Origin of the sequence: Streptomyces sp. NBC_01317 (assembly GCF_035961655.1) — a bacterium.
GTDB lineage: Bacteria > Actinomycetota > Actinomycetes > Streptomycetales > Streptomycetaceae > Streptomyces.
This window is the reverse complement of record NZ_CP108393.1, coordinates 1,198,738-1,220,158: the sequence shown is the minus strand read 5'-3', so window position 1 is coordinate 1,220,158 and position 21,421 is coordinate 1,198,738. Positions and strand designations below refer to the sequence as shown.

General features: G+C 72.3%; 15 protein-coding genes and 1 pseudogene. 9 read left to right on the top strand and 7 right to left on the bottom strand.

Going from position 1 to position 21,421, the window contains the following annotated elements; genetic code table 11:
* Positions 1–4: 4 nt before the first annotated feature.
* Positions 5–2,266 (bottom strand): excinuclease ABC subunit UvrA, encoded by a 2,262-nt coding sequence (locus tag OG349_RS05190; protein WP_327233455.1) that lies wholly within the window; start codon positions 2,264–2,266, stop codon positions 5–7.
* 98 nt (positions 2,267–2,364) lie between these two features.
* On the bottom strand, positions 2,365–2,781 hold the full coding sequence (locus OG349_RS05185) for an SsgA family sporulation/cell division regulator (RefSeq protein ID WP_161312318.1): 417 nt from the start codon (positions 2,779–2,781) through the stop codon (positions 2,365–2,367).
* A 189-nt stretch (positions 2,782–2,970) separates the two neighbouring features.
* Here OG349_RS05185 and OG349_RS05180 point away from each other — a divergent pair, with 189 nt between their 5' ends.
* The gene (locus OG349_RS05180) at positions 2,971–4,152 is read left to right on the top strand and encodes a WD40/YVTN/BNR-like repeat-containing protein (RefSeq protein WP_327233454.1); all 1,182 of its coding nucleotides are present in this window, start codon (positions 2,971–2,973) and stop codon (positions 4,150–4,152) included.
* Between the two features lie 61 nt (positions 4,153–4,213).
* Here the strand turns inward: OG349_RS05180 and OG349_RS05175 are convergent, their stop codons facing one another.
* The gene (locus OG349_RS05175; RefSeq protein ID WP_327233453.1) at positions 4,214–4,513 is read right to left on the bottom strand and encodes a YciI family protein; all 300 of its coding nucleotides are present in this window, start codon (positions 4,511–4,513) and stop codon (positions 4,214–4,216) included.
* Positions 4,514–4,580: 67 nt separating this feature from the next.
* Between OG349_RS05175 and OG349_RS05170 the strand changes: the two genes are divergently transcribed.
* Positions 4,581–5,261: an endonuclease V gene (locus tag OG349_RS05170; RefSeq protein WP_327233452.1), complete on the top strand. Its 681-nt coding sequence runs from the start codon at positions 4,581–4,583 to the stop codon at positions 5,259–5,261.
* Between the two features lie 84 nt (positions 5,262–5,345).
* Entirely contained in the window at positions 5,346–5,498 is a 153-nt protein-coding gene (locus OG349_RS05165; protein WP_327233451.1) for a hypothetical protein, read from the top strand.
* On the opposite strand, the gene OG349_RS05160 is transcribed toward OG349_RS05165, so the two are convergent.
* Positions 5,495–6,124, bottom strand: coding sequence for an EF-Tu/IF-2/RF-3 family GTPase (locus tag OG349_RS05160; RefSeq protein ID WP_327233450.1), 630 nt, complete (start codon positions 6,122–6,124; stop codon positions 5,495–5,497). The two genes, OG349_RS05165 and OG349_RS05160, sit on opposite strands and share 4 nt — an antisense overlap.
* Before the next feature lie 715 nt (positions 6,125–6,839).
* Between OG349_RS05160 and OG349_RS05155 the strand changes: the two genes are divergently transcribed.
* From OG349_RS05155 to OG349_RS05140, 4 genes are all read left to right on the top strand, one after another.
* The gene (locus tag OG349_RS05155; protein ID WP_327233449.1) at positions 6,840–7,964 is read left to right on the top strand and encodes a CaiB/BaiF CoA transferase family protein; all 1,125 of its coding nucleotides are present in this window, start codon (positions 6,840–6,842) and stop codon (positions 7,962–7,964) included.
* Between the two features lie 82 nt (positions 7,965–8,046).
* Positions 8,047–9,261 (top strand): acetyl-CoA C-acetyltransferase, encoded by a 1,215-nt coding sequence (locus OG349_RS05150; protein ID WP_327233448.1) that lies wholly within the window; start codon positions 8,047–8,049, stop codon positions 9,259–9,261.
* Positions 9,262–9,364: 103 nt separating this feature from the next.
* Positions 9,365–11,548, top strand: coding sequence for a 3-hydroxyacyl-CoA dehydrogenase NAD-binding domain-containing protein (locus OG349_RS05145; protein WP_327233447.1), 2,184 nt, complete (start codon positions 9,365–9,367; stop codon positions 11,546–11,548).
* Positions 11,549–11,719: 171 nt separating this feature from the next.
* Complete coding sequence (locus tag OG349_RS05140; RefSeq protein ID WP_327233446.1) at positions 11,720–13,975, top strand: glycosyl hydrolase; 2,256 nt, start codon at positions 11,720–11,722, stop codon at positions 13,973–13,975.
* Positions 13,976–14,198: 223 nt separating this feature from the next.
* On the opposite strand, the gene OG349_RS05135 is transcribed toward OG349_RS05140, so the two are convergent.
* The gene (locus OG349_RS05135) at positions 14,199–15,239 is read right to left on the bottom strand and encodes a LacI family DNA-binding transcriptional regulator (RefSeq protein WP_327233445.1); all 1,041 of its coding nucleotides are present in this window, start codon (positions 15,237–15,239) and stop codon (positions 14,199–14,201) included.
* Positions 15,240–15,421: 182 nt separating this feature from the next.
* Positions 15,422–16,938, bottom strand: a pseudogene (locus OG349_RS05130) (M1 family metallopeptidase).
* A gap of 231 nt (positions 16,939–17,169) precedes the next feature.
* Here OG349_RS05130 and OG349_RS05125 point away from each other — a divergent pair.
* Together OG349_RS05125 and OG349_RS05120 are read left to right on the top strand one after the other, a co-directional pair.
* Complete coding sequence (locus tag OG349_RS05125) at positions 17,170–19,164, top strand: Xaa-Pro dipeptidyl-peptidase (protein WP_327233444.1); 1,995 nt, start codon at positions 17,170–17,172, stop codon at positions 19,162–19,164.
* Complete coding sequence (locus OG349_RS05120; RefSeq protein ID WP_327233443.1) at positions 19,164–20,447, top strand: M14 family metallopeptidase; 1,284 nt, start codon at positions 19,164–19,166, stop codon at positions 20,445–20,447. Before OG349_RS05125 ends, OG349_RS05120 begins: the two co-directional genes overlap by 1 nt.
* Here OG349_RS05120 and OG349_RS05115 read toward each other — a convergent pair.
* Positions 20,416–21,411: an NAD(P)/FAD-dependent oxidoreductase gene (locus OG349_RS05115; protein WP_327233442.1), complete on the bottom strand. Its 996-nt coding sequence runs from the start codon at positions 21,409–21,411 to the stop codon at positions 20,416–20,418. The two genes, OG349_RS05120 and OG349_RS05115, sit on opposite strands and share 32 nt — an antisense overlap.
* Between the last annotated feature and the right edge of the window lie 10 nt (positions 21,412–21,421).

The following is a 21,421-nucleotide window of genomic DNA, read 5'->3' as shown; positions in this document are numbered from 1 at the left end:
GGTGCTACGGATGTGCCAGATCCTGCCGGAGGTGTGCGGCGGTGAACGAGGTGGGATGGCCGAGCAGCCCCTCCGGCGTGCCCGTGAAGACGACCTCGCCGCCGTGTTTGCCGCCGTCCGGGCCCAGGTCGACCACCCAGTCCGCGCGCTTGAGGACCTCCATGTTGTGCTCGACGCAGATCACCGTGTTCCCCGCGTCGACCATCCGCTCCAGCAGTGCCACCAGCGTCTCCACATCGGCCAGGTGCAGTCCCGTGGTGGGTTCGTCCAGGACGTACACACCGCCTGTACGGTGCAGATGGGTGGCGAGCTTGATGCGCTGGCGCTCACCGCCGGAGAGCGTGCTGAGCGCCCGGCCCAGCGGCAGATAGCTCAGGCCCACGTCGTTGAGCGCCCGCAGCGGCCGCCGCAGCCGCTTCTCCTCGAAGAACTCCAGCGCCTCCGCCGCCGTCATCCCCAGCACGTCGACGACAGACCGCCCCCGCAGGCGGTGTTTCCGTACGCCGTCGTGGAAGCGCCGGCCCTCGCAGGCCGGGCAGAGCGTGGTGACCGGATCCATGAAGGCCAGATCGGTGGTGAGGGTCCCGCGCCCCGCGCACTCCGGGCACGCGCCGGTGGAGTTGAAGCTGAACAGCCCAGGGTCCACCCCGTTCTCCTGGGCGAAGAGCGCGCGGATGGTGTCCATGACGCCGAGGTACGAGGCCGGCGTCGACCGGGACGAGGCGGTGATCGGGCCCTGGTCGATGACGATCGCCTCCGGATACGCCGCCGTGAACACCTCGGAGACGAGCGTCGACTTCCCGGACCCCGCGACGCCGGTGACCACCGTGAGCACGCCGGCCGGGAACCGTACGTCGATCCCCTTCAGGTTGTGCAGAGCGGCCCCGGTCACCGGACACCAGCCGGCGGGGGAGCGGAACGACTCCTTCACGGTCGTACGGCGGCGCAGGAAGCGGCCGGTGAGCGTATCGGCCTCCCGCAGCAGCTCCACGGGCCCCTCGAACACCACCCGGCCGCCGTCCGCGCCCGCGCCCGGGCCCATGTCCACGACATGGTCGGCGATGGCCAGCACGTCCGGGTCGTGCTCCACCACCAGCACGGTGTTGCCCTTGTCGCGCAGCCTCACCAGCAGATCGTTGAGCCGGCCGACATCGCGGGGATGCAGGCCCACGCTCGGCTCGTCGAAGATGTACGTGAGTCCTGTCAGCGAACTCCCCAGGTGCCGCACCAGCTTGAGGCGCTGCCCCTCACCGCCGGACAGAGTGGTCGTCCCGCGGTCCAGGCTGAGGTGGCCGAGCCCGATGCCGGTCAGCCGTTCCAGCCGCTCCCGCGCGGCCGCCGCGACCGGGGCCGCCACCGGATCGTCCAGCGCCGCCAGCACCCCGGCCAGATCGGCGACCTCCATCCGTGTGTGGTCGGTGATCGTGAGTCCGCCGATCCGGGTGGCACGCGCGGCCTCGTTGAGCCGGGACCCGTCGCACTCCTCGCACCGCCGCTCGACGGTGAAACGCGCCGCCGCCTCCTTGCGCCTCTCGGAAAGAGTGGCGGTGTCCCGGTTGAGGAAGAGCCGCGTGAAACGGGTGACGAGCCCCTCGAACCGGGTGTCCGCCGAACCGCTCGACAGGTCGACCCGGACCTTGAAGCCGCCCCCGTACAGCAGCAGTTCCCGCTCGGCCTCGCTGAACCCGCCCAGGGGTTTCGCCGGGTCGAGGCGGCCCGAGCGCGCGTACAGCTGCCACTCCCAGCCGCCCACGGAGAGCCCCGGTAGCAGCAGCGCCCCCTCGTCGAGGGACTTGGACCAGTCGATCGCCCGGTCGAGGTCGAGCCGCACCACCCGGCCCACGCCGTCGCAGGCCGTGCACATCCCCGACGGATCGTTGAAGGAGTACGCGCTCGCCGCGCCGGCGCTCGGGGTGCCGTGGCGGGAGAACAGCACCCGGAGGATCGCGTAGATGTCCGTCATCGTGCCGACGGTCGAGCGGACATTGCCGCCCACCGGCTTCTGGTCGACCACGATCGCCACCGAGAGATGGTCGACGGCGTCGGCCCGGGGCCGCTCGTACCGGGGCAGCCGGTTCCTGATGAACGAGGGGAAGGTCTCGTTCAACTGACGCTGCGACTCCACGGCGACGGTACCGAAGACGAGCGACGACTTACCGGATCCCGAGACGCCGGTGAAGACCGTGATCCGGTTCTTGGGGAGGGCGAGGGAGACGTCACGGAGATTGTTCTCACGGGCACCCGTGATGACGATGTGCTGAGGCATGCGGCCGACGCTAGCCAGGCATCCGGACACCTTCTGTCGGGATTCACCGGACTATGACCGGTAGGCGGTCTCACGATGCCGCCGCGCGCTACGGCGCCTCAGCAGGCGTCGCGCAGCAGCACCTTGAGGTCGTGGTCCAGGTCCAGATAGAGGTGTTCGCGGCCGACGGGCACCAGCCCCTGCGTGCGTTCGAGGAAGCGGCGCAGCTCCGACGTCCGCAGGTGGACCATCGCGGTCCCCTCCGGGGCGTGGAACTCCACCACCGTCCTCCCGTACCCGAAGGGGCGTACGCGGACGTCCCCCACCCCGCACGGTTCTGTCATCCCGAGCGCCAGCAGCTCACGGGAGAACTCCCAGGTGACGTCGGTGCCCTCCAGCGTCGCCGGGGGTGGGAACGCCATCCGCACCGCGAAGGGGTCCCCCTGGTCGTAGTGCAGCGTCGCGGGGACGGTCTCCATGCGGGGCACGGACGCGACCAGCCGGGCCTGCACGGCCTGTTCGATGACGGGTGACACGGCGTGCTCCCCTTCGACGGATCTGACATCGACCGCGAACGGTCGCCTGCTACTTGGAAGACGGCCGGGAGACCCGATCCGTGCTCGAAATCGAGAGTGACCTGCGTCACCTCTTCGGCGGCGCGGCTCCCCGGGGCGGGGCCGGCCCGCTCTGGACGGCGCCCGGCGGGTGGGCTAGCTTCCAGCGCCATGAGACCCATGGGGAAGTTGCGGCGAACGGTGCTGGCGGGACTGGCAGTCGGGGTGAGCGGTACGGCACTCGCGGCGGCGCTCGCCGTACCGGCCCAGGCGGACGGGGCGGCACGGCCGGACGGTGCGTCACGCGCGGACCGCGCCGACCGCGCGGGCGGGGTGCCGGAGGGCACGGACCGGACCGGCGGCGGGGCGCTCGACTGGCGGCTGACCGACACCGGCACCGACGCGCGGTTCCGCGGCCTGGCGGCCGTCAGCCGTACGAGCGCCTGGGTCGCCGGCTCGAAGGGCACCGTGCTGCGCACCTCCGACGGAGGCCGTACCTGGCGTGACGTGTCGCCCGCGGGCGCGGCGGAGGCGGAGCTGGAGTTCCGGGACATCGAGGCGTTCGACGGGCGGCGCGCGGTGGCGCTGGCGATCGGGGAGGGCGAGGCGTCCCGCATCTTCCGTACGGAGGACGGCGGCACGAGCTGGACCGAGTCCTTCCGGAACACCGACGCCCGCGCCTTCTACGACTGCGTCACGTTCTTCGACAGCCGGCACGGGCTCGCCATGAGCGACCCGGTCGACGGCAAGTTCCGCATCCTGTCCACCCGGGACGGCGGCGCGTCCTGGAAGGTCCTGCCGGACGCGGGCATGCCGGCCGCCCTGCCGGGCGAGGCCGGGTTCGCGGCGAGCGGGCAGTGCCTGGTCGCGTCGGGGCCGAAGGACGTCTGGCTGGCCACCGGCGGCGCCGCGACGGCGCGTGTGCTGCACTCCGCCGACCGGGGTCTGCACTGGACCGTCACCGACTCCACGATCCCGGCCGGCGATCCGGCGCGGGGTGTGTTCGGCCTCGCCTTCCGTGACCGGAAGCACGGTCTGGCGGTCGGCGGCGACTACCGCGCCGACCAGGCGTCACCGCGCGCCGCGTCGGTCACCGGGGACGGCGGCCGCACCTGGCGGCAGGCCACGACCCCGCCGCCCGCCTACCGTTCGGGCGTGGCGTGGCTCCCGTACAGCCGTTCCGCGGCCCTGGCCGTCGGCCCGACGGGGACGGACCTGACGACGGACGGCGGCCGCACCTGGCGCACGGTCGACACCGGTTCGTACGACACCGTCGACTGCACGGCGGACCTGGGCTGCTGGGCGGCGGGGGAGAAGGGCCGGGTGGCCCGGCTCACGTCCGCGAAGCGCTGAGGGGCCACGCCCGGAAAAGAACCGGGGCCGGTCCGGCGGGGGCGATACGGCCCCCGCCGCACTACCCGGGCAGCTCCTCGCGGTACGGGGCGAGCGCGGGGGCGGTCTTCGTCGCGGCGAACTCCGTGATCCGGTAGGCGCACACCCCGCCGGTCACGAACGGGTCCGTCGCGGCGAGCCGTTCGATCTCCTCGCGGTCGCCGCCCACCGCGAGGATCACGCCGCCGTCGCGGGGGTTCTTGCGGCCGGAGGCGAGGAAGACCCCGGAGTCGTACAACGCGTCGAGCCACGACACATGGGCGGTCAGCAGCGCGTCCACCCGCTCGACGGGCGCCGTGTAGGTCAATTCCAGTACGAACATGATCACCAGACTAACCAACCGCCTCCAGTCCACGCCCTGAAAGGACAATTCCCTAAACTGACGGATCATGACACCGTTCGAGACGCCCGCCGACGAGACGGCGGCCCGCGCCGTCCAGGACGAACTGCGCGGGCTGGTCGTCCTGGACGAGCCGGGACCGGAGCCCGGCACCGGCCTGGTGACCGGCGTCGACGTGGCGTACGACGACGAACGGGACGTCGTCGCGGCGGCGGCCGTGGTGCTGGACGCCGCGACCCTGGCGGTGGTGGACGAGGCCACCGCGGTGGGCCGCGTCACCTTCCCCTACGTGCCAGGGCTGTTGGCGTTCCGCGAGATCCCGACCGTCCTGGCCGCCCTCGCGGCGCTCTCCTCGCCCCCCGGCCTGATCGTCTGCGACGGCTACGGCCGCGCCCACCCCCGCCGCTTCGGCCTCGCCAGTCACCTCGGCGTGGTCACCGGCCTGCCGGTGATCGGCGTAGCGAAGAACCCATTCCTGTTCACGTACGAGGACCCGGGCCCGGAGCGAGGCGACTCCACCCCACTCCTGGCGGACGACGCCGAGGAGGTAGGCCGAGCGCTACGCACCCAGCGGAACGTCAAACCGGTCTTCGTCTCCGTGGGCCACCGAGTCACTCTCTCCACGGCTTGCGCCCACACCCTCCGGCTGTCCCCTGACTACCGCCTCCCGGAAACCACCCGCCGAGCCGACACCCTCTGCCGCCGAGCGCTCCGCGAGGCAACAGCCTGAACACCCGCGCGACGCACGCCGGTTCCGCGTACCTGAGTATCTGTACGGATATCGCACCGCGCCGCCGCTCGGCAGCCTGGGGACATGACTGACGAGCAGATCTGCGCCGGATCGGTGGAACCCAGCAAGGCAGAGCGCGCTCTCACCGTCGTGACGGTCGTCGCGGGCGTCCTGATGCTGGTGGGCACCATTGCGGCGATATCCGTCGTGGCCCTCCTGTCGTACGGCCTGGACTAGCACGGGTCCGGCGGCTCCGCCGACCAGGCTCGATCGAGCAGACGTGTCACGACCCCCGAACCGGCGGCTCGTCCGAGGTGCCGGAAAGCGAAGGACTGGCCGTCCTCCAGGGCAACGGGCCGTTCGAGTCTGATCGTCACGTCGGCCGCGTGGAGCGGACGCAGGACGTCCAGGTCCCGGGCGAGCGTCACCTCACCCGTCACCGCGGCGGTCCGGATGTGGAAGTGGAGTCGCTCGCCAGTACGTACTCCGGCACCGCCGTGCTCCTCGGAGAGCAGGCTGACGGCCGCCGCGAAGCTGGTGTGTGCGCTCATGGACCCCGGTGCCGCGAGCACCTGCCCCCGCTCGACCGCGCCGCCCGCCATCCCACGTATCGACACGCCCACGTTCATGCCTGCCCTCGCCTCGCCGACGTACCGACGGCACGCCTCGATGTCCCCGACGGTGGCGACCGCGTTGCCCCCGACGGTGGCGACCGCGTTGCCGCCGAGGCCGACGATCTCCACCTCGTCGCCCCTGCGAACCCGCCCACGCTCGATCCGGCCGGTCAGGACGACCACCCCGCCCTGGTTCCGGCGGAAGACATCCTCGACATGCATCAGGAACGGCTCGCCCGGTGCGTCCATGAGGGCTCCTCTCTCTTCCCCCCGACCAGCCATCATCGGACGGCCGAGGCGAACAACGATCAGCGGCCGCGGGAGGCCGGACCTCCAGGACGACCGCTGTTCCGGCCACGGTCGGGTTCTTGTGCATCGTGATCACCTGGCCAGGTCGAAGGTGCCGCCGCTGTGGGGGATGGAGAGGCGCGAGCCGGACCGTCCTCCAGCAGGCCGAGGGCCACGTCCCCTTGGTCCTGGGTGAGGTGGTCCCGGACGTCGTCCACCGTCATGTCATTCGCGGTGGCGGTCTTCCCAGGGACCAACAGGGAAGCGGCTTCCCGCAGTTCGGGGACGCCCATCCCCTGATTCTGGCCCACGCCGTCCTGCCGGAGCAGCCGGCGGGCCGGCTGTCGAGCCGCAGGACGACGGTTCCGCACACCCCCGGCCGGCCGGACCGGGTGCGGCTGCCCGAATCCACCGAGCGGCCGGATCTGTGGCGGCACGCGGGGGACATCATCCGAAACCAGCCGCGCCCCGGCGATCCGAGGCGGCTTCCGAGCCGCGGACCACCGCCGAATCCAGGCCGACCCGGGAGCCGGGGACCGGATCGGCGGCGTATCCCTCGTACTATCGGGAATCAGGGCTGAGCGCTTGCTCTGGCCGGAAGGCTGGTGCGGCGTGGTGTCCGTTCCTGCCCTCACGGCTGTTCCACCGGCTGTGCCCCAGTGTTGAGGAGAGCCCCATGGCCCACGCGGCAGCGACGGGAACCGGTCCGCTGGCGGGTGTACGGGTGGTCGAGCTGGCCGGCATCGGGCCCGGACCCTTCGCCGCCATGACGCTCGCCGACCTCGGCGCCGATGTCGTACGGGTGGACCGCCCCGGCGGCACCGGCCTCGGGATCGACCCCGCGGCCGACCTCACCAACCGCAACAAGCGGTCCGTACTGATCGACCTCAAGTCGCCCGACGGCGCCGCCCGCGTCCTCGACCTGGTCGAGCGGGCGGACCTGCTGATCGAGGGGAACAGGCCCGGTGTCGCCGAACGGCTCGGCATCGGACCCGAGGAGTGTCTCGCCCGCAACCCCCGCCTGGTGTACGGCCGCATGACCGGCTGGGGCCAGGACGGCCCGCTCGCCCAGAGTGCCGGGCACGACATCGGCTACATCGCCCTCTCCGGCGCTCTCTCCATGATCGGCAAGGCCGACGAGCCGCCGGCCCTGCCCGCCAACGTCCTCGGCGACTACGCGGGCGGCGCGCTCTACCTCGTCATCGGACTGCTCGCCGCCCTCCAGCACGCCAGGACCCCGGACGGCACGGGACAGGTGGTCGACGCGGCCGTCGTGGACGGCACCGCCCACCTCACCACCATGATCCACGCCATGATGTCCGCCGGCGGCTGGCAGGACCGGCGCGGCGGCAACCTGCTGGACGGCGGCGCCCCCTTCTACGGCTCGTACGAGACCGCCGACGGCGCGTACATGGCGGTCGGCGCGCTGGAGACCCGGTTCTACGACCAGTTCATCGAGCTGCTCGGCATCAAGGACGACGTCCCGGCCCGCAAGGACTTCGGGCGCTGGGACGAGCTGCGCGCCGCCGTCGCCGCCCGCTTCAAGGAAAGGACCCGCGCCGAGTGGACGGCGGTCTTCGAGGGGACGGACGCCTGTGTCACCCCCGTACTGACCCTGCGTGAGGCCCCCGCGCACCCGCATCTCGCCACCCGCGCCACCTTCACCGAGCACGGGGGCGTCACCCAGCCCGCGCCCGCGCCGCGCTTCTCCGCCACGCCGGGATCCGTACGCAGAGCGCCCGCGCTGCCCGGCGCCGACACCGCCGAGGTGGCACGGGACTGGGACCTGCCCGCCCGCTGAAACGCCCGCTGAACCACCCGCCGGACCGTCTGCCGGACCGTCTGCCCCCGCCCCTGTGACCGTCTCCGGAAAGGCAGTTGCCGTGAGTACCGAAGCGTATGTGTACGACGCGATCCGCACCCCGCGCGGCCGCGGCAAGGCCAACGGCGCCCTGCACGGGACCAAACCGATCGACCTCGTCGTGGGCCTCATCCACGAGATGCGCGCCCGCTTCCCCGGCCTCGACCCGGCCGCCATCGACGACATCGTGCTCGGCGTCGTGAGCCCGCTCGGCGACCAGGGCTCCGACATCGCCCGGATCGCCGCCGTCGCCGCCGGGCTCCCCGACACCGTGGCGGGGGTGCAGGAGAACCGCTTCTGTGCCTCCGGGCTCGAAGCCGTCAACCTCGCCGCCGCGAAGGTCCGTTCGGGCTGGGAGGACCTGATCCTCGCCGGTGGCGTCGAGTCGATGTCCCGCGTCCCGATGGGCTCCGACGGCGGCGCGTGGGCGATGGACCCGATGACCAACCTCGCCACCGGCTTCGCCCCCCAGGGCATCGGCGCCGACCTGATCGCCACTCTCGGCGGCTTCACGCGCCGCGACGTGGACGAGTTCGCCGCGCTGTCCCAGGAACGGGCCGCCACCGCCTGGAAGGAGGGGCGCTTCCAGCGCTCCGTCGTACCGGTCCTCGACCGCAACGGACTCACCGTCCTCGACCACGACGAGCACCTCCGCCCCGGCACCACCGCCGACACCCTGGCCGCGCTCAAGCCGTCGTTCGCCGGGATCGGCGAGGCGGGCGGGTTCGATGCCGTCGTCCTCCAGAAGTACCACTGGGTCGAGGCGATCGACCACGTCCACCACGCGGGCAACTCCTCCGGCATCGTGGACGGCGCCGCCCTGGTCGCCGTCGGCTCCCGGGAGATCGGTGAGCGGTACGGGCTCACGCCCCGCGCCCGGATCGTCTCCGCCGCCGTCTCCGGGTCCGAGCCCACCATCATGCTCACCGGCCCCGCACCCGCCAGCCGCAAGGCCCTCGCCAAGGCCGGGCTGACCATCGACGACATCGACCTGGTGGAGATCAACGAGGCCTTCGCGGCAGTGGTCCTGCGCTTCGTCGGCGAGATGGGGATCTCCCTCGACAAGGTCAACGTCAACGGCGGCGCCATCGCCCTCGGCCACCCCCTCGGCGCGACCGGCGCGATGCTCGTCGGCACGCTCGTGGACGAACTGGAACGCCAGGACAAGCGGTACGGCCTCGCCACCCTCTGCGTCGGCGGCGGCATGGGAGTGGCCACCGTGGTGGAACGCCTCTGACCGGCGGGTCCGCGTGCCACATCCCCGTACGTATGTACCCCGCCCCCACCCCCTACTTTCCGTCCGGCCCGTCCAGACCCCTACGGAGCAACGGAGCAGCAGCATGAACGAGTCCGCGTCCCCCACCATCCGCTGGGAGCAGGACAACACCGGTGTGGTGACCCTCGTCCTGGACGACCCGAGCCAGTCCACCAACACGATGAACGAGGCGTTCCGCCGCTCCCTTCTCGCGACCGCCGACCGCGCCGAGGCCGAGAAGGACAGCATCCGCGGCTTCGTCGTCACCTCCGCCAAGAAGACCTTCTTCGCCGGCGGCGACCTCAAGGACATGATCAAGGCGGGCCCCGGGGACGCCCGGCGGATCTTCGAGGGCGGCCTGGCCATGAAGGGCGCCCTGCGGCGCCTGGAGACCCTCGGCAAGCCCGTCGTCGCCGCCCTCAACGGCGCGGCCCTGGGTGGCGGTTACGAGATCGCCCTCGCCTGCCACCACCGCATCGCCCTCGACGCGCCGGGCTCCCGGATCGGCCTGCCCGAGGTCACGCTCGGGCTGCTGCCGGGAGGCGGTGGGGTCACCCGTACGGTACGGCTCCTGGGCATCGCGGACGCCCTGCTCAAGGTGCTCCTCCAGGGCACGCAGTACTCCCCGCGCCGCGCCCTCGACAACGGTCTCGTCCACGAGGTCGCCGCCACCCGCGAGGAGATGCTCGACCGGGCCCGCGCGTTCATCGACGCCCACCCCGAGTCCCGGCAGCCGTGGGACGAGAAGAGCTACCGCATCCCGGGCGGCACCCCGTCCAGCCCGCGCTTCGCCGCCAACCTCCCCGCGTTCCCCGCCAGTCTGAGCAAGCAGCTCGCCGGGGCCCCCTTCCCGGCCCCGCGCAACATCCTCGCGGCGGCCGTCGAGGGCTCGCAGGTCGACTTCGAGACGGCGCAGACCGTGGAGTCCCGCTACTTCACCGAGCTGGTCACGGGACAGACCGCGAAAAACATGATCCAGGCGTTCTTCTTCGACCTGCGGGCCGTCAACTCCGGCGGCAGCCGCCCGCTCGGGGTCCCGCCGCGCGAGGTCCGCAAGGTCGCGGTCCTGGGCGCCGGGACGATGGGCGCGGGCATCGCGTACGCGTGCGCCCGCGCAGGGCTCGACGTCCTGCTGAAGGACGTCACCCGGGACGCGGCGGAGCGGGGCAAGGCGCACGCGGCGAAGGTCCTCGCGAAGGCGGTCTCGCGGGGCCGTACGACCGAGGCCGAGCGGGACCGGGTGCTCGCCCGCATCACCCCGACCGCCGACCCCGCCGACCTGGCGGACTGCGACACGGTGATCGAGGCGGTCTTTGAGGACCCGGCGCTCAAGCACAAGGTGTTCCAGGAGGTCCAGGAGATCGTCGCGCCCGACGCGCTGCTCTGTTCCAACACCTCCACGCTGCCGATCACGGCGCTCGCCGAAGGGGTGGCGCGCCCGGCCGACTTCATCGGTCTGCACTTCTTCTCGCCCGTCGACAAGATGCCCCTGGTCGAGATCATCAGGGGCGAACGGACCGGCGACGAGGCCCTGGCGCGCGCGTTCGACCTGGTCCGCCGGATCAAGAAGACCCCGATCGTCGTCAACGACGCGCGGGGCTTCTTCACTTCGCGGGTGATCGGGCAGTTCATCAACGAGGGTGTCGCGATGGTCGGTGAGGGCATCGCGCCCGCGTCGGTCGAACAGGCCGCCGCGCAGGCGGGCTACCCGGCCAAGGTGCTCGCCCTGATGGACGAACTGACCCTGACCCTGGCGCGCAAGATCCGCGGGGAGTCGCGGCGAGCGGTCGAGGAGGCCGGCGGTACGTGGACCGGGCACCCCGCGGACGCCGTGATCGACCGGATGGCCGACGAGTTCGGCCGCCCGGGGCGCGGTGGCGGGGCGGGCTTCTACGAGTACGCGGAGGACGGCACCCGTACCCGCCTCTGGCCGGGCCTGCGCGAGCACTTCGCCCCGGCGGCGCCCGCCGACGTGCCCTTCCGGGACCTCCAGGAGCGGATGCTGTTCTCCGAGGCCCTGGACGCCGTCCGCTGCCTGGAGGAGAACGTCCTGACGTCCGTGGCCGACGCCAACATCGGCTCGATCATGGGCATCGGCTTCCCGGCGTGGACGGGCGGGGTGCTCCAGTACATCAACGGTTACGAGGGCGGCCCGGCCGGATTCGCTACCCGGGCCCGGCAGTTGGCGGAGCGCTACGGCGAACGCTTCGCCCCGCCCGCCCTGCTGGTCGACAAGGCGACAAAGGGCGAGAGGTTCACGGACGCGTAGGGGTGCCGGAGGGAGGCCGTCGGGGACGGGATCGGGAGTGGATCGGTCATGACCCACAACTTCCTTGTGTGTCAGCTGTATTGACACTTCCATTTCAAGAGTTTTACGTTCCTTGTACCTGAGAGAGCGCTCTCCGACGACCCTTCCCCCCATGTCTCCGAGGTGCCGTCCATGTCCTTCTCCCGTGCCCGGCCCCTGTCCGCGGCGGTTCTTGTCACCGCGCTCGCCGCCGTCGGCCTGGTCCCCACCGCCACGCCCGCCGCGGCGGCCACCGTGCCGGTGGGCTCCGGCAGTTACACCGACACGCGTCCGGCGGGGACCTCCGGGCCCACCACCGGGACCGGGACCCCGGTCACCCCCAAGGTGACCCCGGCCGCGCGGGCCAAGCCGCTGCCCACCAACGACTGGTGGTCCTCGCTGGCCTTCCAGCGGTACGCCGACAACCCCTGGTCCACCCCGATGTACGGTCATCCGCTCACGTACCAGGCGGTGGCCGGCGGTCTGGAGGTCGGGTATCCGACGGCGCCGACCGTCAGCGGGGACGGCCGGCAGTACGAGTACGCGCACAAGCGCGACCTCACCCTCGGGCTGACCGGGCTCAACTCCGCCGACACCAAGGCCGACGCGTGGTCCGACTGGACCGTCACGCCCTACTGGTCCGACGGCGCCCGCACCCTGCGCGCCACCATCGGCCACGGCCTGCCTTTTGTATACGCCAAGGGCACCGGCGGCGACGCCCGGATCACCACCGCCGCCGCTCCCGCCGTCTTCGCCGACCAGGGCAACGTCCTCGGCATCACCGTCGCGGGCCACCACTACGCGCTGTTCGCGCCGACCGGTGCCGACTGGACGGTCTCCGGCTCCACCGTCACGGCCGGGCTCGGGGCCAAGGACTACTTCTCGGTCGCCGTCCTGCCCTCCACGGACGCCCTGGCCACGTACCGGAAGTACGCGTACAGCTTCGTGACCGGTTCCAAGGTGACCTGGAGCAACACGGGCGGCACGGTCAGGGCCACCTACAGCCTCACCACCGCGCCCCAGGAGGGCACCGAGACGGGCACGCTCCAGGCCCTCTACCGCCACCAATGGCTGTACACCACCGACGCGTTGACGCCGTACACCTACGTCTCGCCGCGCGGCACGATGAAGGTCAGGGAAGCCGCCTCGTTCACCACGAGCCAGCAGGGCTCCGGGGTGCTGCCCACGCTGCCCGCCTCGACCGGCGTCGACCGGGCCCGCCTCAGGGGCTACCTGAACGAGGTGGCGAACGCGGCCGACCCGTTCTCCGGCGCGCGGGACACGTACTGGACGGGCAAGGCCCTCGGCAAGCTCGCCCAACTCGTGCCCATGGCCGACCAGATCGGCGAGACCGCCACCCGCGACAAGCTCCTCGGGCTGCTCAAGGGCAGGCTCCAGGAGTGGTTCACGGCGGGCGGCGCGAGTGAGTTCTCGTACGACCGGACGTGGAAGACGCTGATCGGCTACCCGGCCTCGTACGGCAGCGACACCGAGCTGAACGACCATCACTTCCACTACAGCTACTACGTGTACGCGGCGGCGATCGTCGCGCAGTACGACCAGGCGTGGGCCGCCGACCCGGCCTGGGGCGGCATGGTCAAGACGCTGATACGGGACGCGGCCAACCCGAGCCGTACCGACGCCGACTTCCCGTTCCTGCGCGGCTTCGACGTCTACGCGGGCCACAGCTGGGCCTCCGGGCACCAGGGCTTCGCCGCGGGCAACAACCAGGAGTCGTCGTCGGAGTCCACCAACCTCAGCGCCGCGCTGGTGCTGTGGGGCTCGGCCACCGGCAACAACGAGCTGCGGGACCTGGGCAGTTATCTGCTGACGACGGAGTCCGAGGCGATCGCCCAGTACTGGTTCGACGCCGACCAGCAGGTCTTCCCGGCCTCCTTCGGGCATGACACGGTCGGCATGGTGTGGGGCAGCGGTGGCGCGTACTCCACCTGGTGGACCGCCAACCCGGAGGAGATCCACGGCATCAACGTCCTCCCGGTGACGGGCGGTTCGCTCCACCTCGCCCGCAGGAAGGACGCGATCAACCGCAACCTGGCCGAACTGCAACGGGAGAACGGCGGACCGGCCGTCGAATGGCGGGACATCCTCTGGGAGTTCGAGGCGCTCTCCACCCCCGCCACCGCGAAGACCAAGTGGGACGCGGGCAACGCCGGTTACGGCCCCGAGGCCGGCGAGTCCAAGGCGCACACGTACCACTGGATCAGCACCCTGGCCGCGGTGGGCGCCCCGGACGCCACGGTCACCGGATCGATCCCGACGTCCGCCGTCTTCTCGAAGGGCGGGGTACGGACCTACGCGGCGCACAACTTCGAGTCGGTGGCGAGGACCGTCACTTTCTCGGACGGGGCGACGCTGACGGTCCCGGCCCGCTCGACGGCGAGCAGGTAGCGAGCGGGTAGCGCACCCAGCGGCGGGTCCCGGCCGGGCACAACGCCCAAGGGCGTGTCCGCGAAGTGGCGTCTGGCCCGCGACGCCTTGCACGCGCGCTCGCCGCGTTGTCGGACCCACCCCGTACATCCAGTACGGGGTGGGTCCTCCGCCTTGCGATCGCACGCACCGGACGCCGCGAGTCACGCCCTCCGGGCGAACGACCCCACTTCGCGGACACGCCCTAGGCCGAGGCCCGCCGTACCAGCGTCGTCGGAGTGATCACCGGATCCGGGGCCGGGGCGCCCGCCCGCTCCTGGTCCAGGCCCCGCAGCAGCAGCCGGGCCATCAGCCGGCCCTGGCCCTCGATGTCCTGCTGGACGGTCGTCAGGGGCGGGTCCGTGCCCTCCGCGATCGAGTCCATGTCGTCGAAGCCCACCAGCGCCACCTCCCCGGGCACCGCCCGCCCGCGCTCCTTGAGCACCCGCAGGGCGCCCGACGCCATCAGGTCGTTGGCCGCGAACACCGCGTCCAGGTCGGGGCACCGCTCCAGCAGCTCCGCCATCGCCCGCTCCCCGCTCGCCGCCGTGAACTCCCCCTCGGCGATCAGCGCCGGGTCCCCGGCCGGCAGCACGTCCCGGTAGCCGTCGAGGCGGTCGGTGGCCGACGTCTGGTCCAGCGGCCCCCCGATGTGCGCGATCCGCCGCCGCCCCAGGTCCCACAGATACCGTACGGCGGCCCGCGCGCCCCCGCGGTTGTCCGCGTCGACGTACGGCACGGTCTGGTGCTCGGAGGGCACGCTCCACGCGGGCCGGCCCCCGTACACCGTCGGGATCCCGGCGCGCCGGGTGATCGCGGGGATCGGGTCGTCGGTGTGCAGCGAGAAGGCGAGCGCGCCGTCCACGTGGCCGCCCGCCAGATAGCGCGCGATCCGGTCGTAGTCGCCGGGCCCTTCGAGCAGCAGCAGCACCAACTGCGTGTCGTGCGCGGTCAGTTCCTTGCTGATGCCGCGGATCTGCTGGGAGAAGAACGGGTCGGAGAAGATCCGGATCTCCGGCTCGGCGATGATCACCGCGACCGCGCCGGTCCGCCGGGTGACCAGCGTGCGCGCCGCGTGGTTCGGTACGTACCCCAGCTCCTCGACGGCCCTGGTCACCTTCTCGACCAGCGGTTGCCGCACCCCCGCGCCCCCGTTGACCACCCGCGAGGCCGTGGCTCGCGAGACACCGGCCCGGGCGGCGACGGCTTCCAGGGTGGGCCGGGCCCCTGCGAGCGGCTCGGGCAAGGCGTGCTCCTCGTCGGCGGACATGGCGGATACGACCCACCACAGTACGACGACAGGGTATCCGGCATGCCCGTTCGGGAGAGCGCTTTCTCCCCGCCCCTCCCCCCACTCCCGCAGGTCGCGGGAGCGGGGGCAGGGGGCAGGGGGAAGGGGCAGGGCGGGGGCGGGGAGGAACGCAGGCGTCAGCTGCCGTGGACCGAGTGGGTCGCGGCGATCTGCTTCCAGGACTTGGGCGGGACCGGGACCGCGGCGGTCCCGGCACCCCGCGCGGAGGCGGAGGCCGCAGCGGAAATCGACGACGCCGACCCCGACGCCGGCTTCGACGGCTGGAACAGCCACGTGTCGAACAGGGCGTCGAGCTGCTCGCCGGAGACCCGCTCCGCGTACGCCACGAAGTCGCCCACCGACGCGTTCCCGTACGCGCGCTCCGCCGGCCACCCCTTGAGGATCGCGAAGAAGTCCTCGTCACCGATCCTGTTGCGCAGCGCCTGGAGCGCCAGCGCGCCCCGGTCGTACACCGCGCCCGCGAACTGGTTCTCCGGCCCCGGGTCGGCCGGCTTGACCGTCCAGAACGGGTCGCCGGCCGGGTACAACGCGTAGACGTAGTCGGCCAGTTCCTGAGCCGTGCCCTCGCCCTCCTTCTCCGACCAGAGCCACTGGCTGTAGCTGGCGAAGCCCTCGTTGAGCCAGATGTCCTTCCAGCCCTTCACCGACACGCTGTCGCCGTACCACTGGTGCGCCAGCTCGTGCACGACGACCGAGACGTTCGAGCCGCGCGCGAACTGCCGGGGGCTGTAGAAGACCCGGGTCTGCGTCTCCAGCGCGAACCCGCTCGGCACGTTGGGCACGTACCCGCCCACCGCGTTGAAGGGGTACGGGCCGAAGACACCGCTCAGCCAGTCCACGACCTCGCCGGTGCGCTCCACACTCGCCCGCGCCGCGCCCGCGTTGTCGCCCAGGTCCTTGCTGTACGCGTTGACGATCGGCAGCCCGTTCGCCGTCGTGTCCGTCGTGATGTCGAACCTGCCGACCGCGAGGGTGGTCAGATACGTCGCCTGCGGCTTGTTGGAGCGCCAGCTGTAGCGGGTCCAGCCCAGCTTCGACGTCTGCGACTGGAGCACCCCGTTGCTGATCGCCTGGGTGCCGTCGGGCACCGAGACCGACACGTCGTACGTCGCCTTGTCCAGCGGGTGGTCGTTGGACGGGAACCACCACGCGGCGGAGTCCGGCTCCTGGGCCGCGACCCCGCCGTCCGGGGTGCGCTGCCACGCCGTGTAGCCGTCGACCGAGAACGTGGAGGGCTTGCCCGCGTACCGTACGACCACCGTGGCCGACTGACCCTGCTTCAGCGGGGCCGCCGGGGTGATCTCCAGCTCCTGCTTCCCGCTCTTCGCGAAGGCCGCCTTCTTCCCGTTCACCAGCACCTCGTCGACCGTGAGGCCGAAGTCGAGGTTGAACCGCGAGAGGTTCTGCGTCGCGGTGGTGAGCAGGGTCGCCGTGCCCTGGAGCAGGTCCGTGGTGGGCTGGTAGGTGAGCCGGAGGTCGTAGTGGGACACGTCGTACCCGCCGTTGCCGCTGGCCGGGTAGTAGGGGTCGCCGATGCCCGGTGCGCCCGGCGTGAAGCCCGCGGCCGACGCCGGAACCGCCAGCAGGAGGGAGGCCGAGCCAGGACGCCAGGGACGATGAGTCTGCGGTGCACGAAGAACTCCAAGGTGTGGGGGTCGAAGATCCCTTCGACTGTATGCAGCGCCCCGTGTGTGGTCATGCTCATGGCTCCCTCCGTCACATGATTGCCATCCGGTCGACACGGCCCCTCAATTCACCAGGACGCGACCCCCCGCTTCACGGCGGCCCCGGACGGGAAGATCACTCCGTGCGCCCCCGACTGCCCCCTGTTGCACGGGAGTTGACCGGGGTACCTTTCCGCCCCATGGAGATCCGTACGCGGGGAGCCCGCCGGCCGTACAGAACACTGATCGCGGCTGCCTGCGCCGCGCTGCTGGGGGTCCTGCTCACCCCGGCGGGAGCACAGGGCGCATCACAGGCGCCTCACGGCGCGGTGAAGGTCAGTCAGCCCGTCCACTCGTACACCGACGCCGTCCGCGAGTCCGTCTGGGTCGACACCGGGCTCGACGGTGACGCCGACGGCGTGTCCGACCGTGTGGCGGTCGACATCGTACGGCCGGCCGAACCGGCGCGGCAGGGCCGGAAGATCCCCGTGATCATGGACGCCAGCCCGTACTACTCCTGCTGCGGGCGCGGCAACGAGAGCCAGCGGAAGACGTACGACGCCGACGGCAACCCCCTCTCCTTCCCGCTCCACTACGACAACTACTTCGTCCCGCGCGGGTACGCCTTCGTCGCCGTCGACCTCGCCGGCACCAACCGCTCCGACGGCTGCGCCGACGTCGGCGGGCGCTCCGACGTGCGGTCGGCCAAGGCGGTGGTGGACTGGCTGAACGGCCGCGCCCGCGCGTACGCCACCCCCACCGGCACCACCCGCGTCCGGGCCGGCTGGACCAACGGCAGGACCGGCATGATCGGGAAGAGTTACGACGGCACGATCGCCAACGGGGTCGCCGCCACCGGCGTCCGCGGCCTGGAGACCATCGTCCCGATCAGCGCCATCAGCTCGTGGTACGACTACTACTTCCAGCAGGGCGCGCCCCTCCAGGGCTCAGGACCCGACTGGCTCTCCAACTACGTGGAGAGCCCGGCCGCCCGCGCCCGCTGCCAGGCCGTCCAGCAGCGCCTGGTCGACGAGGCTCCCCGTACGGGCGACGTCACCGCGCTGTGGGACGCGCGCGACTACGTCAAGAACGCCGGCCGCGTCACCGCCAGCGTCTTCGCCGTCCACGGTACCCAGGACCTCAACGTCCGTACGAAACACCTCGGCCAGTGGTGGGACGCGCTCGCCGACGCGGGCGTCGAGCGCAAGATCTGGCTCTCGCAGACCGGCCACGTCGACCCGTTCGACTTCCGCCGCGCCGAGTGGGTCGACACGCTCCACCGGTGGTTCGACCACTACCTGCTCGGCTACGACAACGGCATCGAGCGCGCGCCCATGGCGGACATCGAGCGCGCCCCCGGCCAGTGGAGCACCGACCGGGTGTGGCCGCCGCGCGGCACGGACACCACCACCCTGCGCCCCGCCCAGGGACCGGTCGCCGGGGTCGGCACCCTCGGCCGCACCGCCGCGAGGCCCGGCACGACCGCGACGTTCACCGACAACCCCCGCTTGGACGAGGACGACTGGGCCGAGGCCGCCGACCTGGACACCCCCGACAAGTCCGGCTTCGTGACCCGCGCCCTCAGCCACGACCTGCGGCTCTCCGGCTCGTCCACCGTCACGGTCACCGCCACACCGTCCACCGCGACCGCCCACCTCTCGGCGGTCCTCGTGGACCTCGGCCCCGACACGATCCGCGACTACAACGCGCCGGGCGAAGGCATCACCACGCTCACCGAACGCACCTGCTGGGGCCCGAGCACCGCCACCGACAGCTCCTGCTACCGCGAGACCGCGCCCCGCACCGCCGACGTCACCCACACCGTCCTCAGCCGTGGCTGGGCCGACCTCGGCACCTACGCGTCCGCGTCCCACGGCCGGCCCCTCACCCCCGGCAAGCGCTACACGCTCACCATCGATCTCGCCGCGACCGACCACGTCGTCCCGGCCGGCCACCGGCTCGCCCTGATCGTCGCCGGTACGGACCGGGGCCTCATCGAACCCCCGTCCACCACGCCCACCCTCACCCTCGACCTGGCCCGCACCTCCGCGCACCTCCCGCTCGTCGGCGGCGCGCGGGCCTTCACCCGGGCCACGACCGGCGCCGCCCCCACGGACCCCGCCCCCGGCCGGTCCCGACCCGACGGCGTGGCCGAGCTGCGCCGTACACCCCCGATCCCCGGAAAGAGCGGCTGATGGTCCCCGGCTTCCGCACCCTCGTCCTCGCGGCCACCGCCGCGGCCCTGGTCATGCCCCTGACCGTGACCATCCCGGCCCAGGCCGCCCACACCCCGCCGCGCACCGCGTTCGAGACCGGCGGCGGGGCCCACTGGACCGGCCAGGCCCAGGAGCAGGAGTTCCTCACCGCCGTCGACCGGGGGAGCGCCCGCACCACGCTCACCACGATCGGCACCACCGCACAGGGCCGCCCGCTCCAGCTCGTCCGGGTGGGCGCAGAACGCGCGCCCACCACCGTGCTGTTGGTGTGCAGCCAGCACGGCGACGAACCGTCGGGCCGCGAGGCGTGCCTCACCGAGATCCGCGACCTCGCCTACGCCGAGGACCGGGACACCCGGCGCTTCCTCGACCGTACGACCGTGCTCGTCGTCCCCACCGCCAACCCCGACGGCCGGGCCGCCGACACCCGGGGCAACTCCGCCGGGACCGACATCAACCGCGACCACATCGCGCTCAGGACCGCCGAGGCCCGCGCGCTGGCCGCCGTCGTCCGCGACCGCCGCCCCGACGTGATCTACGACCTGCACGAGTACGGCGCCACCCCGCCGTACTACGACAAGGACCTCTTCGACCTCTGGCCGCGCAACCTCAACACCGACCCCCGCGTCCACGACGAGTCGAAGACCCTCTCGGAGACGTACGTCCGCCCCGCCGCGCGCGCCGGGGGCTTCTCCATCGGTACGTACGGCATCTGGACCGACCCCGTCACCGACGAGCCGATCCGGCAGACGGCGGGCGACGGCCAGGAGCGCATCCTGCGCAACGCGGCCGGCATCAAGCACGCCGTCGGACTGCTCATCGAGAGCCGCACCGACCCGGTCACCGACGCCGAGAAGGCGGACCCCGCGCTGAACAACCGGCGCCGGGTGCGGAGCCAACTCGACGCCCTGACCGGCCTGTTCGAGTTCACCGACCGGCGGCGGGCCCGCGTCGTGGCCGCCACGGCGACGGCCAGGGCCGCCGGCCTCGCCGACCGGGGGCCCGTGTACCTCGGCGGCGCGGACAACGAGCCCGCCGCCCCCGAGGCGATCCTCCAGGACCCGCCCTGCGGCTACCGGCTGGACGCGGCGCAGTACGGCGACGTCAAGGACGAACTGGCCCTGCACGGCGTCCGGGTGGTGCCGGACCGCACGGGGGCGTTCGTCCCGCTGCGCCAGTCCCAGCGCGACTTGGTCCCGCTGCTGCTGGACGGCAGGGCGACGTACCACCTCACGGCGGCGCGACCGGTGGAGGACTGCTGACGGACAGGCCCTGACCGACCGCGAGCCGCGCCGCGTCCTCCGCGCACCCCCACGCCACCGTGACGCCCGCGCCCCCGTGCCCGTAGTTGTGCACCAGCCGTCCGCCGCCCGGCAGCGGGACCGCCTCCAGGCGGACCCGCGGCCGGGCCGGGCGCAGTCCCACCCGGTGCTCCAGCACCCGCGCCCCCGCCAGGGCGGGCCTGATCCGCGCGCAGCGCGCGACGACGGCCGCCGCGTCGGCCGGATCGGGGGCCAGGTCCCAGTCGTTCTCCGTCGACGTACCGCCGAGGAGCACCCCGTACGGCTGCGGCATGATGTACGTCATGTCCGGGGAGCCGGCCACGGCCGACACGAACCACTCGTCGACGCCCGGGTTCTCCACCACCACCAACTGGCCGCGCACCGGCCGCACGGACGCGTCCGCCGCCAGCTCCCGCGCGCCGAGACCGGAGCAGTTGACCACCACCGGTGCCTCGGCGGCCGGTTCGCCGAGCCCCGCCGTCGTCCGCAGTTCGACCACGCCGCCCGCCGCCCTCAACCGCCCCTTCAGATACCGCAGATGGGCCGGCATGTCGATCAGCGGGACAGCGGCCCGCAACCCCTGCCGGAAGCCCTGGGGCAGCTCGTCAGGACGGGCCTCGCGCAGCTCCCCCAGCCGTGCCGTCCAGGCGCCGAGGCCGTCCGGCGAGGTGTCCGTCATCAGCCCCGCGACCACCCGGACCCCCGTCTCGTCCGGCCGCCGCGCCATCTCCTCGTACCGGGTCAGCGAGCGCTCCAGCCACCCGTCCACCAGCTCGGCGGGCTCTATCCGGTACGGCCAGAACAGCGCGCCCGCCACCGCCGACGTGGTCCGCGCGACCGGATCACGGGTCCACAGCCTGACCCGGTGGCCGCTCTCCGCGAGCACCAGCGCGGTGGTCAGTCCGATGACCCCGCCCCCGACCACGATCACATCGCCGCTCATGCCCGGACCG

What these genes read in the sequence shown, in the direction of transcription:
- OG349_RS05190 (WP_327233455.1), bottom strand. Translation starts at nt 2,266, where the DNA reads ATGCCTCAGCACATCGTCATCACGGGTGCCCGTGAGAACAATCTCCGT.
- OG349_RS05180 (WP_327233454.1), top strand. Translation starts at nt 2,971, where the DNA reads ATGAGACCCATGGGGAAGTTGCGGCGAACGGTGCTGGCGGGACTGGCA.
- OG349_RS05175 (WP_327233453.1), bottom strand. Translation starts at nt 4,513, where the DNA reads ATGTTCGTACTGGAATTGACCTACACGGCGCCCGTCGAGCGGGTGGAC.
- OG349_RS05170 (WP_327233452.1), top strand. Translation starts at nt 4,581, where the DNA reads ATGACACCGTTCGAGACGCCCGCCGACGAGACGGCGGCCCGCGCCGTC.
- OG349_RS05165 (WP_327233451.1), top strand. Translation starts at nt 5,346, where the DNA reads ATGACTGACGAGCAGATCTGCGCCGGATCGGTGGAACCCAGCAAGGCA.
- OG349_RS05160 (WP_327233450.1), bottom strand. Translation starts at nt 6,124, where the DNA reads ATGGACGCACCGGGCGAGCCGTTCCTGATGCATGTCGAGGATGTCTTC.
- OG349_RS05155 (WP_327233449.1), top strand. Translation starts at nt 6,840, where the DNA reads ATGGCCCACGCGGCAGCGACGGGAACCGGTCCGCTGGCGGGTGTACGG.
- OG349_RS05145 (WP_327233447.1), top strand. Translation starts at nt 9,365, where the DNA reads ATGAACGAGTCCGCGTCCCCCACCATCCGCTGGGAGCAGGACAACACC.
- OG349_RS05140 (WP_327233446.1), top strand. Translation starts at nt 11,720, where the DNA reads ATGTCCTTCTCCCGTGCCCGGCCCCTGTCCGCGGCGGTTCTTGTCACC.
- OG349_RS05125 (WP_327233444.1), top strand. Translation starts at nt 17,170, where the DNA reads ATGGAGATCCGTACGCGGGGAGCCCGCCGGCCGTACAGAACACTGATC.
- OG349_RS05120 (WP_327233443.1), top strand. Translation starts at nt 19,164, where the DNA reads ATGGTCCCCGGCTTCCGCACCCTCGTCCTCGCGGCCACCGCCGCGGCC.
- OG349_RS05115 (WP_327233442.1), bottom strand. Translation starts at nt 21,411, where the DNA reads ATGAGCGGCGATGTGATCGTGGTCGGGGGCGGGGTCATCGGACTGACC.